Here is a 13,980-nt window from a genome sequence, read left to right as displayed (position 1 = left end):
TCAATTACGGAACGCGTCGATTTTGCCTAAATATGAAAATAAATGCTGGAAGTTTATTGAATATTTGGAATTATTAGATCAGCTTGAAATGTCCCGACAGAAAACCGCAATGGCTTTCGTCCTCGCTCCGTACTAAGCCAAACCTTTATGGCCAGTTGATCCAATTGCGGATTTCCCGTGTTGACCGTGATGAGTTGGGCAGGCAGTTTCACTCCGTTGATCGAGATCATTTCCGGATTCCCCGGCCGGAGCGTGAATATATACGGACGATCCATCCAGTAAACCGCGACACGCGTGTCATTCACCGGATTTCCGGGGCTTTTGCTCGGATCCAGGTTAAATGAACGCATTGCATAAATTAGGGAGACGAGACTATGCGTGCCAACCGGAGCGTCGATAGTGTTTGGGCCGCCTACCTGGATCGCGCCGGTTTTTGGGTCAAAGGTTACTGTCTGGTTAAACGGTCGAAGTACGCCTGAAAATTTCAATTCCGACTGCAGAGGTGCAAGCGTTTCAGGGTTTACGCGGGACGAAAGCATATCGCCGAGTCCGAATGTCTTATTTCCCTGGTCAACGCCCGAGACAATCGCTGTCAGCAACAAACTGTCTCGATTTTGAAACAAAGTTCGCTCCTTTGCTTCGAATCTGACAATGCCGATGGCATTTCCGGCTGACGACAGTTTGTACTCTAAAACTTCGCCCAAATTGAATGCCAGTTCGGCCAGAAGCGGTTGATTTGATACGTATGGTGCCGGAGACGGTTGCGGTCGCGGCGGCTGTGCAGGGCGCGTAGTCCCGGCCGGAACCGGTGTTGGCCTCACTTCTGGCTGTGCAGGCACAATGTATTGCACATTTGAAAGCTCCACTCGAAACGTTCCCGTTGAAGTCCGAAACCTGACCATTATGGGTAAGCGTCTATCATCGGCACTCAAATTTATAGTTACGTTCTTAATGCCCTTCAGAACAAAAAAACTGCTGTTAATGACCGAGACCGTCGAATCGAATTCGCCGGCCGATATTTTCACTTTTTCCGGTTTGGTCGGCTGAACGGTTACCGCGTGGGATTCGCCATTTTCCGTTAAAGTAAAACTGCCCGAACCTCCAGTCGCTCTGATCGCATACACCAAGGAAAGTAGATCGTTTCCCATCGCCGGCGACGACAGAAAGTTCTCGACGGTATCGACCGGAACCACGACATTACTTTTTGTCCGCTTAACCATTAACGGCATTCCGGTGTCAGCGGCGACAAAGACGGTGCGGTTTTCGTCGATCAGCGATAAAGCTGCGCTTACGATCTGGTAGGTTTTCAACCGGCCGTTGATCTCAAAAACCCGCTTTCCGCCTAGCATCCCGGTGGAGAGTACTTGGGTTTCAAGGTACGCTACATCTTGGAAAGTTTCGTATGAAACGCTGTAACTCAACTTCTCGCCTACCCGAAACGACGTTTCCTGGCCGGCGGTGAGTATGGTTGCAGATTGAGCCACTGCCAGGCCTGTAAAAATAGCGACCGCAAATAGAAATGCGATCGGGACTACCAAGAGTCGTGATGGTCGGGTAATTGGGCAGGAAGTCATTAAATACTAGTCGAATCTATGAAAGAATTTCGTACACCGCTCTTAAACGGTCAGAAGCTTCGGTTATTGGACGGCCGACGACAACGTAATCCGATCCGTTTGCCATAGCCTCAGCAAAAGTAGTTACACGCTTTTGATCGTCTTTCGTTGCAGTGTTCTGACGAATACCCGGCGTAACCACAAGAAATCCCACGTCGTTGACGGCTTGGCGAATCGTTTGCACTTCCATTGGCGACGCGACTACGCCGTCAAATCCGGAAAGTGCAGTCAATTTGGCAAGTTCCGCTACCTGCGTTTCAACATCCCGAGATATGCCTATTTCATTTAACGTTAGGCTGTCAGCGCTTGTGAGAACGGTTACAGCAATGAGTTTAGGCGTTTCGATCGAGTTAATGATGCAGAACTCCCTCACGTCGTCTGAGGTTCGAATCATCATTTCCCTGCCGCCCAATGCGTGCACATTGATCATCCACGCTCCGGTCCTTGCCGCTTCTACCGCAGCCTTTGCAACTGTGTTTGGGATATCGTGAAACTTCAGATCTAGAAATACCTTCGCCCCGATATCGACCAACTCACGGACGAATGCCGGCCCTTCGGCTGAAAATAGCTGAAGTCCAATCTTAAAGGCTCCAACCTCATCTTTTAGCTCATTTACCAGAGAAAAGGCTTCTCGCGAACTCGACACATCGAGAGCCACGATAAGCCTCTCTCTTGAAGAGATTTCAAGACTGTTGGATGTAGAAGTTTGGGTCATTTTAACCGGAGTAGTAAGAATTATGTACTAATCCATATCGAGCGGATTTCTGAAAGGTATCCCTGTATCCTTGTCGGCACGCTTCAGTGCCTCCTTAAATTTCTCGTCCAACAATCGTTCGCGGTCTTTTACCGAAGACATTTCTTGAGCGAACAACTGATCTCGCATATCTTTTTGCTTAGACAATTCTCCTTTGAGATCCTCGAACGAACCCAATACTTTCTTCTGGACCTCGTGTGAAAGTACCGCGCCGGTTTGTGCGTCAATGGTTATAGTTGCCTCGCAGCACGGACAAATAATGTTAAATCTTTCCATATCAAAGCTGACTTCGGATCATTGTGGCTTCCTGTCGGTGGGGGCCGTCCCTTTTGACCCGGTATCCGTCTTTGGTGCCGGCGGTTTGATACCGGCGAGTTCGCGGATCGTTGTCAATGATACCGCGTTTATTTGAGGTATCTTTGAGCCGTCCAACGAAATCTTCCTGCCATTTTTAAGGATGATCGTGACCTTTGATCCGGTTGGGTAGGTCTGCTTCACCAATTTCGCAATGTTTTGGTCAGACCGGAATGTCCTAGTCTCCGTTGCTACTCCGGAACGGTCCATTATTGTGACAATCGAAGAATCCTCACTAGCCTCAACCGCCATCGGTTTCAACGGAGGCCCGGTTGCCGGAACATCAACGATCTGCCGTTTTTGAGGACCTACGTTGCCTGCGGGAGGTGTATTAACGTCGATATTCGACTGATTTGCCGGACCCGTAATTCCAGGTATCGGTGCTTGGCCCGCCGGTGGGGCAACAGATGTCGGAGGAACCGTATTCCCGGCGACAACAGGTTGATTTTGAATTGTATTACCCGCTCTATTTACTGTCGGCGACGCACCGCACCCTGCAGTTCCCACTGAGATAGCACCAACCAACACAAAGCTAAATCTAATCTTCATCTCGTTTTTCCAATCTACGGCAAAGTCGCTGTTTAACCGCGTCCCATTCGTTCTCTATGATACTGAAATAAACCGAATCGCGAAACCGCCCCGACTCGGTGATCATATGGTTTCGCAATATTCCCTCTTCTTTTGCACCCAACCGCTTTATTGCCTTCCGCGACCGCCGGTTGTTCGCATCGGTCTTAAACTCGACGCGTATACATTTCCATTGCTCAAAGGCGTGGGAGAGCATTAACAATTTCGTCTCGGTGTTAACTGACGTCCTTTGCCATTTGGGCGTTACCCAAGTCCAACCGATCTCCGCTTTTCGATTGGCCACGTCAATATTGCCAAACCGCGTCGCCCCAACGATCATTCCGCTATTTTTGACAACGGTCACATAAGGTACTGATGCCCCGAGGTCTCGTTCCACAAGCGCTCGTTTGACGTAGCGTTCCATATCTAAGGCATTTGCGATAACACTCGTAGTCCATTTCCAAAGTTGGCCATCTAGCCCCACGTCACAGAGCGCGGGGATATGATCCACTCGCAATGGCTCGAGCTTCACATTATCGCCAATGATCGGGACTGATTCGACTTTCATCTCTCAAAGGATAGCAAAAAAGGGCAGATCGTTCGATCCGCCCTTTTGTCCAATGCAATTGATATCAGTTTAGATATCGTAATACATAGAAAATTCGAGCGGATGCGGACGCTGCCGAAGTGGTGCGATCTCGTTCTCGCGTTTATATCTTATCCATCGTTCAATTAAGGAGACCGAGAAGACATCGCCCTTTAACAGAAATTCGTGATCTTTCTCCAATGCATCCAAGGCCTCATCAAGACTGCCCGGCAACGACGGTACATTCTTAAGCTCTTCCGGCGGAAGGTCGTAAATATCCTTATCAAGCGGTTCGCCGGGATCGATGCGATTCTGAATCCCGTCGAGACCCGCCATAAGTAGCGCAGCAAACGTTATATAGGGATTGCAGCTAGGATCCGGCGGTCTAAATTCTAGGCGCTTCGCCTTCGGCGAGGATGAGAACATCGGAATGCGAACGGCCGCAGACCTGTTTCTGGCAGAGTATGCGAGATTGACCGGAGCCTCAAATCCTGGCACCAGACGCTTGTAGCTATTCGTTGTCGGTGCTGCAAATCCGATTAACGCAGGAGCGTGCTTCAGAAGGCCGCCGATGTAAAACTTGGCCATTTCGGAAAGTCCAGCGTACTGATCTCCCGCGAAAAGTGGCGTGCCATCTTTCCAAAGCGACTGGTGACAATGCATTCCGGAACCGTTGTCGCCATAGATCGGCTTCGGCATAAAGGTCGCGGACTTGCCTGCCGCATGTGCCGTATTTTTCACCACGTACTTAAATAACATTACGTTGTCGGCCGTGTGCAAAAGATTCGAGAATTCAAAGTCGATCTCGCATTGGCCGGCGGTTGCAACCTCGTGATGATGGCATTCAACATTGATCCCAACTTCGCCGAGGATCGATGAGATCGTGTTTCTGATATCGATCAGTGTATCGAGCGGGGCCACCGGCACATATCCCTCTTTCGGGCGGATGTGATAACCATTGTTTCGGCCGAGATCGCCGGATTTCCGTCCCGAATTCCAATGCCCTTCTTCGGAATTGACCATATAACCCGCCGAATTCTGATCGTTGTGATACCTAGCCTCGTCAAATATGAAGAACTCAGCTTCGGGACCGACAAAAATCGTGTCCGCGATGCCGGTGAACTTCAAATAGCTTTCGGCACGCTGCGCGATCGACCGCGGGTCCAGCCAATATCCCTCCTTTGTGATCGGGTCGACCGCATTAGCGATCAGGCAAAGCGTCGTATCCTCAGTAAACGGATCGATCCAAAAACGTGAAGGATCCGGAACAAGGAGCATATCCGATTCGTGAATGGCGGCCCACCCGCGCAGACTAGACGCGTCAAAGCCAAATCCATCCTCAAAGCTATCCTCAGATAGCCGTTCGATCGGATACGTTAGGTGGTGCCACGATCCGATCAGATCCGTAAATCGAATAGACACGAATCGAGCCTCCTGATCAGCGGCATAATTCAAAACATTCTTAGCGTTCATAATTCTCCTAATAGTCTATATATAATGATCGAAGCTATTACAATAGATTTTGGTGGCAGATGGATGACCCATCAAAAATGAGAGTTTAGCTCAACGATTTGGCATTCAAAAGGTAAGCTACAAACCAACACGCCATTTAATACTTTTCCTACATTTTTGTAGGATTAGTTTTTGGCGACCTAATTGATGGAGCTCACTGAGATTTGTATATATAATCGTTTTCGCACGCGGAGAAACTTATGAAAGCTAATAGATACCGAATTTCGATCCCGCTCGCGGTCACCGTCATATTATGGTTCGCGAGCGTCTCAGTTGCACAGCAGTTGCCCAAGGCGAAATTAACGGAACTTGGCATTTCAGCTGAAAAGCTTGAGAACCTTTCTACAGTATTGAATAGTTATGTGAAGGACGGGCGTCTTGCTGGCAGCGTCGCAATGGTGCTTAGGAATGGTAAGGTCGTATACCTAAATTCCTTCGGATATAGAGATCTGGAGTCTCGATCACCGATGCGTACTGATTCGATATTTCGCATCGCTTCTCAAAGTAAAGCACTGACCAGCGTCGGAATTATGATAATGCAGGAAGAAGGCAAATTGCTGATTTCGGACCCATTGAGCAAGTACCTCCCCGAGTTTGCGAACACAACGGTTGCCCAGCCAAAGGATGGTGGCGGCTACGATATCGTAAAGGCAAAACGAGCGATCACGATCCGCGACCTCCTAACACATACGTCCGGAATCAGTTACGGCAGCGGTCCGGCTAAAGACAAGTGGGAAGCTGCAAATATTACCGGATGGTACTTTGCCGATCGCGACGAGGCTATTTCCGAAACCGTCAAACGGATTGCAGCATTGCCAATGGATGCTCAGCCGGGTGAAAAATTTATCTATGGCTATTCGACCGACATTCTCGGTGCTGTCTTGGAAAAGGTCAGCGGTTTGCCTCTAGACCAATTTATCTTTGAACGCATCACAAAACCGCTCAAAATGACCGACACGTCATTTTACCTCGGTACTGACAAGGCAGATCGATTTACGACAGTCTATTCAGCCAAGGGCTCGAATATCGAAAAGGCACCTGCCCCTGGCTTAGGTGTCGGACAAGGTGCGTATCTGACGGGTCCCAAAAAAAGCTTTTCCGGCGGTGCCGGCCTTTTGTCGACCGCAAATGATTATGCACGCTTTTTACAAATGCTTCTCAATAATGGAGAACTTGAAGGCGTTCGAATTCTTAGCCGAAAGTCAGTGGAATTGATGACGGCTGACCATCTAAGGAAGATACCGTATGACCGTGATGGAGTAGGATTCGGTTTAGGATTTTCGATCGTAAAAGATGTCGGAGCAAGCGGAACACCATCGTCAGTTGGCGAATTTGGTTGGGGTGGAGCGTACCATTCGAATTATTGGGTAGATCCAAAGGAAAAATTAGTGGTCGTCTACTTCACTCAGTTGATTCCTGCCGGCAACATCGACGATTTTGGAAAATTGCGGGTTTTGATCTACGGATCGCTCATTGATTAAATCGAGGAAAAACTAAAATGTTTTATTCCAATAAAAACAGATTCGCTACTTGGCCGATGATCGCCGTAGGTATTGCGATGTTTGTCGTTGCAAATTCGGGGCAGACACTTAGTCCGGATGAAAAGAAGATCGTCGACTTCATTGATAGGAACAATGCATCGGCCATTGCTTTACTTGAGACAACTGTCAATATCGAAAGTCCGACAGAAGACATAGCGGGAGTCAAGAAGGTCGGTTCGGTCTATCAGAAGGAATTCGAATCTTTAGGGATGAAAACCACGTGGATCGATTTGCCGCCCGAATTTAAGCGAGCAGGCCATCTCATGGCTGAGTCCACCGGTAACTGCGGCAAGCGACTTTTACTACTTGGGCATTTGGACACCGTTCTTCGGGGCGAACCCTACAGACTCGACGGCACGCGTGCATTTGGCACCGGCATCGGGGATATGAAAGGTGGAAATTTGATAATTATTCAAGCACTGAAGGCTCTACAGGCTGTGGGAGCCCTAAAGGACACTAGGATAATTGTAATGTTTACGGGCGACGAAGAAGATACGGCCGACCCGATCGAGGCGAGCCGCCGCGATATGGTGGCGGCCGCCAAACGTAGCGATGCTGCCCTAAGCTTCGAAGGTACAGTTCTCAATACGGCTACGGTTGGGCGACGAGGGTTTAGCTCTTGGAGACTCGAAGTTACGGCTAAAACGGGTCATTCGGGTCAGATATTCCGCGATGGTATGGGTCATGGCGCGGTATTTGAAGCCGCACGGATATTAAATGAATTCCGTATTGCTCTTAGTAAGGAGAAGTATCTCACATTCAACCCGTCTCTCATCGTCGGAGGAACCACGGTCGAAACCAAAGATGCCGATGGGCGAGCCTTTGGAAAGACCAACGTGGTGGCGGCAAAAGCGGTTGTAAATGGCGACCTGAGGTTTATTAGCGAAGCTCAAAAACTCTCAGCGCGGACTCGTATGATGGAAATCGTCGCGAAGAGCCTGCCTGGGACCACAGCAACGATAACTTTCGAAGACGGCCTGCCGGCTATGTCACCGAATGATGGAAACTACGGGTTACTTGCCGATCTCGACAAGGTTAGCAAAGATCTCGGGTTTGGGGCGATCGAGGCTCTCGACCCGGGCGAGCGCGGTGCCGGTGACATCGCATTTGTCGCTGACCTTGTTCCAAGCCTCGACGGGATCGGCATCGGAGGTTCAAGAGCATCGCACGCTAAGGGTGAATCAGCCGAACTCAGTTCACTACCAATGCTGACCAAGCGAGCCGCATTGTTGATATATCGGCTTACAAGATAAAGAAGTGGATTGGAGATTCGTTAATTCCGGAAACGCCGCAAATGAATTCTTGAGGTCCGTAAACTCTTATTACACGGTGTTCGGCCGTTCTGATTCGACTATCATTCCCACAAGGTCATAATCGTGAGCCGCGGTAATTTTCACGTCGTAGAGCGACCCGATCGACGGCTTGAAGTTCTCCGGCACGTCATTTATCAAAATGTAGCCGTCTATTTCCTGAGCCTGTCCTTCCAGGCGTCCTTGGAAAAGTAAATCTGACTCCTGCGAGAGACCCTCGAAAAGTACTTTGAACGTCTTTCCGACCTTAGCCTTATTCAATTGATTACTGATCTTGGCCTGCTCTTTCATTAATCGATTTCGCCGCTGTTTGGCTACTCGTGGATCAACCTTGTCCGGCAAGTCAAAGGCCGCTGTCCCTTCTTCGTCCGAGTAGGTAAAGACACCGACGTTATCAAATCTGCAGTTTTGGACGAACTTGATCAGTTCCCCAAAATCCTCTTCGGTTTCGCCGGGAAACCCTGTAATGAATGTCGTACGGATCGCGATTCCCGGCACTTTTGTTCGCACACGTTCGATCAGACGTTCTAGCGAGTCGCGAGTGCCGCCCCGTTTCATCAGTTTTAGGACATTACGCGAAGCGTGTTGCAACGGCATATCCAGATACTTTACAGCCTTCGGTGTCTCGGCAATTGCTGACAGAAATGCGTCAGAGATATGCGTTGGAAATGCGTACATCGGGCGGATCCACTCCAATCCGTCGATCTCACCCAGCGCTCGAATGAGTGCCGCGAGAGCGTCAACCTCACCAAGGTCCTCGCCATATCGTGATGAGTCCTGCGCGATTAGCACGACCTCCTTCACCCCTTGTTTTGCAAGTTCGCGTGCCTCCTCAATGATCGAACCGAAGCGACGCGAGCGAAAACTGCCACGCATCCCGGGTATGGAGCAAAATGCACAAGGGCGGTCACAGCCTTCGGCGATCTTGATAAATGCGGTATGGGCATCGGTCGCCCGAATGCGGGGCGTATGCTCATCATAAAGATATGTCGAGGATTTGTTGCCGATCGGGGTGATGGTCAGTTGATTTGCGTCGAAACTGTCATCTGCCGCATTGAGGATCTCGCCGACCTGTGACGTTCCTATAAAGGCATCGACGTCCGGGAGTTCAGCCATCAAGTCGTCACGGTAACGTTCGACCAGGCACCCCGCGACAATTACGCGATTCGCCTTGCCCTCTGATTTCCAACGCGTGGCTTCGAGGATAGCATCGATCGATTCCTGCTTCGCCGACTCGATAAAGCCGCACGTATTGACAACCACTGTGTCGGCATCCCCGGCATCATTTGTGATGTCGTAACCGGCGGCGGCCAACTGCCCCATCATAACCTCGCTGTCAACGAGATTCTTCGGACACCCAAGACTGACAAAACCGACTTTTTTCATACCATTCGCAAACTGTTAGGCTAGCATAATCCACCCAACGATACTACCTGAGAAAATCCGTACCTGACCCGCCTCAATCCGGGATGTAATAACTTCAAATTCGAAGCGGTTTAGATTTGCCCCGCGGATAGTTACTGCTGGTGACGATCTTAACGAGTCGACTGTTTTGCTGAACCCCGACTTACGCACGACAGAATGACTCTGCCGCTCGCAATCCAAATGTTTCGCGGGTCGCTTTTTTTGCAAATTCAATTGCGGACCAAAGACTCGCAGTTCTTGCCTTCTTAGCGTCGGGATTCAATTCTGACAATCGGTCTTTCCGGCGAAGAATGCAATTTCGATCCGTAAGCTAAACTCGTATCATTTCCCTGCCGCAAGGCTTACAAGAAACTCATTGATCTTCTCGGCTTGATCTTTTGGCAGGTTATCTTTGCCGTAGCGTACACGGTTGTAGGTTTCGGTGACGAAAAGTGCTTCCGGGATGCCGGACTCGTGGGCAAACTCGAGCGGGGTTTGGTGGGGTTGCCGCACAATGCCGCGATCGGCGAGGACCTCAAGCATTCTTTGATAAAACTCGACAATGGACTTGTCGCTCTTGCTGGAGAGACGTCGGCGTAATCGGGTCCATAGCTTTAGCCGGCCAATTCGCCGAATTGACCAAATACAGATCAAGATAATCACAACTGTTCCGACTAGGTAGCTAACGGCCATTCCGATTGCGGCGGCACTCGTCGAAGCGCCTTTGTCCCCACGCACCTCGGCCCACCATTCGGCGACGATTTGTTGGGCTCTAGACAAACCATCCGCGGCCGACGATTGATATTCAGAGAATCCACGCTTGAATGATCTCGCGATCGATGCTTGTTCCTGATTGTCATATGCGACAAAATACTGGATCCAAAACATCTCAAAGGCTTCGACATATTTGCTCAGACCGCTCATCAATGCTGACGATGTTCCCGCTTGCGGTTGTCCTGCAAATGGCGTCGGATCAAATGTGATCCACGCCGCTTCCTTCGGAAAATAGACCTCGACCCACGCGTGTGCATTACGCTGCCTGACGATCGTCACATCGGCGGTGTCGTTATACTCACCTCCGCTAAAACCATTTACGATACGCGTCGCGATTCCCTGCGTCCGCAACATTACCGCCATCGCGGTAGCAAAGTACTCACAATGTCCCTCTCTAACGTTAAACAGAAAGTCTGAGAGCGGTTCGTCGCCGCCGGCCTTTTGTTCAAGGGTATAATTAAAGGTTGATTGCAGATACTTCTCGATCGCAGTCGCCTTTTCATAACGACTGAGTTTGCCGGCCGTGACCGACGTAGCCAGCGAGGAAATTCGACCATCAAGGTTGGACGGTAACTGCAAATATGTGGAATCGTCCGCACGGTAAACTCCATTGTCGTTTAACAGGCGTTCTACCGGAGGAACACTTACGTCAGAAAAGACCTTGTAACTAACCCGATCGTCGGCCCTTTGGAAAGAAATCGATCCGTACGCATCTCTGTTCAACACCGGAAAGTTGCCTTGAACGGCGACTACACGCGGCATCCCAAAAAGTATCGGTGAATCGAGCGGCTCGAGATATATCGTCTGTGCTGTCAAAGTGTCTCGCCCGGTCGCAAAATCAAACTGGATCACGTCCCGATCGCCTCGCACGTACGGCTCCGAAGAAAACCGCTTCGACTTACTCCAACTGCGGTTGTCAAAGGAATCAAGAGCAACTCCCCGCAAATACATCCCGTCCAATGCCCGACCACCACGATCGGATCTAACCCGCATCACAACAGCGTCGTTCTGTTGGATCTTGCCGATTCCACCAAGTTTCACCACATCGGAGAATCCAGACGAGGTCGCTAGGCTAGGCTGGCTTACCCCAAGTCCGGCACTCCCAACCCGTGGTAGGACGAAAAAGAGCGGGAGAGCCACTATAACGGTGAAGATGATCAGAGCGACGGCAACTGTCGGCAACCTATTAACCGAGATCGCAACTGTCCCCGGTTCGGTTCCTTTCGCGGGTGCGTCAGGCGACCCCGCGTGGTGCACCGTCGAAGATGTCTTGCGGATCTCAAATGTGATGATCGCACATACCGAAACCAGAAGAAATAGCACAAATGAACCCAAATACATGGCACTGATGCTGAGCCCAGCAACAAGGAGCACCTGGAAGAAAGCCATCACATAGAGGAATATCCAGTCGCGACCATTCTTTTTCTGCAATAGCTTGATCGCGGTTAGCGACAGTATCATCCGAGCGAGAATCCCGGCCACGGCCGTTTCAGATCCGCTAAACTCGAAAAGCCCAAACCGCCACGCAAGATAGAATACCGGCATCGCTAGCACGATGAGAATCGTCCCCACCCTTTCCGATAGCTGCCACCTGGAATCTTCTAGAGCCCACGCGGCTGCGACCAACGATACAAACAAAATGGTGCTCGTAAGCCCAAACGTCCCGGAAACCCAAAGCGAGAAAAACCCGCACGAAACCACGGCATATGAGATCACTTTGAAGAATCGCTCGAAGTTCATAAGAGACGAGAGGCCATTCACGATTATAGCGTCATATCGGTCAATACAAGAAAAAAGTTCGCCCGGTATGGCAAACGCGAAAAAGCCCACTCAATTGAGCGGGCTTTTTCGTGTGATTTAGATCCGGCGACTTCCTACTTTCCCACAACTGAAAGCTGCAGTATCATCGGCTCCAGTAGGCTTAACTTCCGTGTTCGGGATGGGAACGGGTGTGACCCTACCGACAATATCACCGGAAAACTGAACGATGCGATCCTCGTAAGGACGGCGTCAGATTTTCAAGACTTGATATCTGATAACTGAATACATTGTATATTTCCACAAATTGCTTGAAATTAAATTTGCTAGTCAACAAATTTTATGGTCAAGCCTTGGGACAATTAGTACTGGTCAACTTAATACATTACTGCACTTACATCTCCAGCCTATTACGTGGTGGTCTTCCACGAGTCTCACTGGCAAAATTAATCTTAGGTCTGGCTTCACGCTTAGATGCATTCAGCGTTTATCCATGCTCGACATAGCTACCGTGCGATACCACTGGCGTGATAACACGTACACTAGAGGTCAACCCAACCCGGTCCTCTCGTACTAAGGTCAGATTCCTTCAATTTTGCTGCGCCCACACCAGATAGGGACCGAACTGTCTCGCGACGTTCTGAACCCAGCTCACGTACCATTTTAATCGGCGAACAGCCGAACCCTTGGGACCTTCTTCAGCCCCAGGATATGATGAGCCGACATCGAGGTGCCAAACCCTGCCGTCGATGTGAACTCTTGGGCAGGATCAGCCTGTTATCCCCGGCGTACCTTTTATCCGTTGAGCGACGGCACTTCCATAAGCGACCGCCGGATCACTAACTCCTACTTTCGTACCTGCTCGACGTGTATGTCTCGCAGTTAAGCTGGCTTATGCGTTTACACTCTGCGGCTGATTTCCAAACAGCCTGAGCCAACCTTCGAGCGCCTCCGTTACTCTTTAGGAGGCGACCGCCCCAGTCAAACTACCCGCCTGATAATGTCCCTGATCCGGATTACGGAACTAGGTTAGAGTCCAAACAAACGAAGGGTGGTATCTCACCTGTGGCTCCGCCAAGCCCAAAAGCCTGACATCAAAGCCTCCCACCTATGCTGCGCATCGTTTGCCCGAAATCACTATCAAGTTGTAGTCAAGGTGCACGGGGTCTTTCCGTCTTGATGCGGGAAACCGGCATCTTCACCGGTACTACAAGTTCGCTGTGTCCCTCGTTAAGACAGCTTTCAGATCGTTACGCCATTCGTGCAGGTCGGAACTTACCCGACAAGGAATTTCGCTACCTTAGGACCGTTATAGTTACGGCCGCCATTCACTGGGGCTTCAATTCGCAGCTTCGCCTTACGACTAACCACTCCTTTTAACCTTCCAGCATTGGGCAGGCGTCAGCCCCCATACGTTGTCTTTACAACTTTGCGGAGACCTGTGTTTTTGTTAAACAGTCGCCTGAAACATTTCTCTGCGACCCTGCCATTGGTTGACAGGGCTAACCTTCTCCCGAAGTTACGGTTACATTTTGCCGAGTTCCTGAACGAGGGTTCTCACAAGCACCTTAGAATTCTCATCCCACCTACCTGTGTCGGTTTGCGGTACTGCCAGTGGGGTATGTATAGATGAACGGGAATTTTCTTGGCAACTGGGGTCAGCAACTTGTTCCGGATCCGAAGATCCGTACTTTCGTCCGTGTATTTAGCCTTGTGCAGCCCGGATTTTCCTAAGCTACGGCCTATTTACTTCAACAGCATCCATCAGCTGTCTTGCCTACCCTGTTGCGTCAACCCACATCACATA

The 13,980-nt window shown here is 50.1% G+C and carries 10 protein-coding genes and 2 rRNA genes (1 of these 12 cut by a window edge); 2 read left to right on the top strand and 10 right to left on the bottom strand.

Translation table 11 applies throughout. From position 1 onward, the window contains the following. Positions 1-53 precede the first annotated feature (53 nt). The 6 genes from IPQ00_06665 to glnA all read right to left on the bottom strand — a co-directional run bounded on the left by IPQ00_06665 (position 54) and on the right by glnA (position 5,347). Entirely contained in the window at positions 54-1,574 is a 1,521-nt protein-coding gene (locus tag IPQ00_06665; protein ID MBL0240240.1) for a DUF3108 domain-containing protein, read from the bottom strand. Positions 1,575-1,590: 16 nt separating this feature from the next. Continuing rightward, complete coding sequence (gene pyrF / locus IPQ00_06660) at positions 1,591-2,328, bottom strand: orotidine-5'-phosphate decarboxylase (protein ID MBL0240239.1); 738 nt, start codon at positions 2,326-2,328, stop codon at positions 1,591-1,593. Positions 2,329-2,355: 27 nt separating this feature from the next. Further along, positions 2,356-2,643 carry a 2-nitropropane dioxygenase gene (locus IPQ00_06655; protein MBL0240238.1) on the bottom strand — a complete coding sequence of 96 codons (288 nt, stop codon included), beginning with the start codon at positions 2,641-2,643 and terminating at the stop codon, positions 2,356-2,358. 18 nt (positions 2,644-2,661) lie between these two features. Further along, positions 2,662-3,270 carry a hypothetical protein gene (locus tag IPQ00_06650; GenBank protein MBL0240237.1) on the bottom strand — a complete coding sequence of 203 codons (609 nt, stop codon included), beginning with the start codon at positions 3,268-3,270 and terminating at the stop codon, positions 2,662-2,664. Further along, the gene (locus tag IPQ00_06645; GenBank protein MBL0240236.1) at positions 3,260-3,856 is read right to left on the bottom strand and encodes a GNAT family N-acetyltransferase; all 597 of its coding nucleotides are present in this window, start codon (positions 3,854-3,856) and stop codon (positions 3,260-3,262) included. Before IPQ00_06645 ends, IPQ00_06650 begins: the two co-directional genes overlap by 11 nt. Before the next feature lie 69 nt (positions 3,857-3,925). Then, entirely contained in the window at positions 3,926-5,347 is a 1,422-nt protein-coding gene (glnA, locus tag IPQ00_06640) for a type I glutamate--ammonia ligase (GenBank protein ID MBL0240235.1), read from the bottom strand. A gap of 239 nt (positions 5,348-5,586) precedes the next feature. On the opposite strand from glnA, the gene IPQ00_06635 reads away from it, so the two are divergent. Then, positions 5,587-6,867, top strand: coding sequence for a beta-lactamase family protein (locus IPQ00_06635; GenBank protein ID MBL0240234.1), 1,281 nt, complete (start codon positions 5,587-5,589; stop codon positions 6,865-6,867). A gap of 56 nt (positions 6,868-6,923) precedes the next feature. After that, complete coding sequence (locus IPQ00_06630; protein MBL0240233.1) at positions 6,924-8,180, top strand: M20/M25/M40 family metallo-hydrolase; 1,257 nt, start codon at positions 6,924-6,926, stop codon at positions 8,178-8,180. Between the two features lie 69 nt (positions 8,181-8,249). Here IPQ00_06630 and rimO read toward each other — a convergent pair whose 3' ends face one another. The 4 genes from rimO to IPQ00_06610 form a co-directional block, all read right to left on the bottom strand. Next, positions 8,250-9,623, bottom strand: a complete 1,374-nt coding sequence (gene rimO, locus IPQ00_06625; GenBank protein ID MBL0240232.1) for a 30S ribosomal protein S12 methylthiotransferase RimO — start codon at positions 9,621-9,623, stop codon at positions 8,250-8,252. Between the two features lie 360 nt (positions 9,624-9,983). Beyond that, positions 9,984-12,155, bottom strand: coding sequence for a DUF3488 domain-containing protein (locus tag IPQ00_06620; GenBank protein MBL0240231.1), 2,172 nt, complete (start codon positions 12,153-12,155; stop codon positions 9,984-9,986). Between the two features lie 121 nt (positions 12,156-12,276). Then, positions 12,277-12,392 (bottom strand): 5S ribosomal RNA (gene rrf / locus IPQ00_06615). A 123-nt stretch (positions 12,393-12,515) separates the two neighbouring features. Continuing rightward, positions 12,516-13,980: ribosomal RNA gene (locus tag IPQ00_06610) — 23S ribosomal RNA — on the bottom strand; it runs 1,421 nt beyond the window's last position.

Origin of the sequence: Chloracidobacterium sp. (genome assembly GCA_016720705.1) — a bacterium.
Classification (GTDB): Bacteria; Acidobacteriota; Blastocatellia; order Pyrinomonadales; family Pyrinomonadaceae; genus OLB17.
Note: the sequence above shows the minus strand (reverse complement) of the source record. Positions and strands in the feature narration are given on the sequence as shown.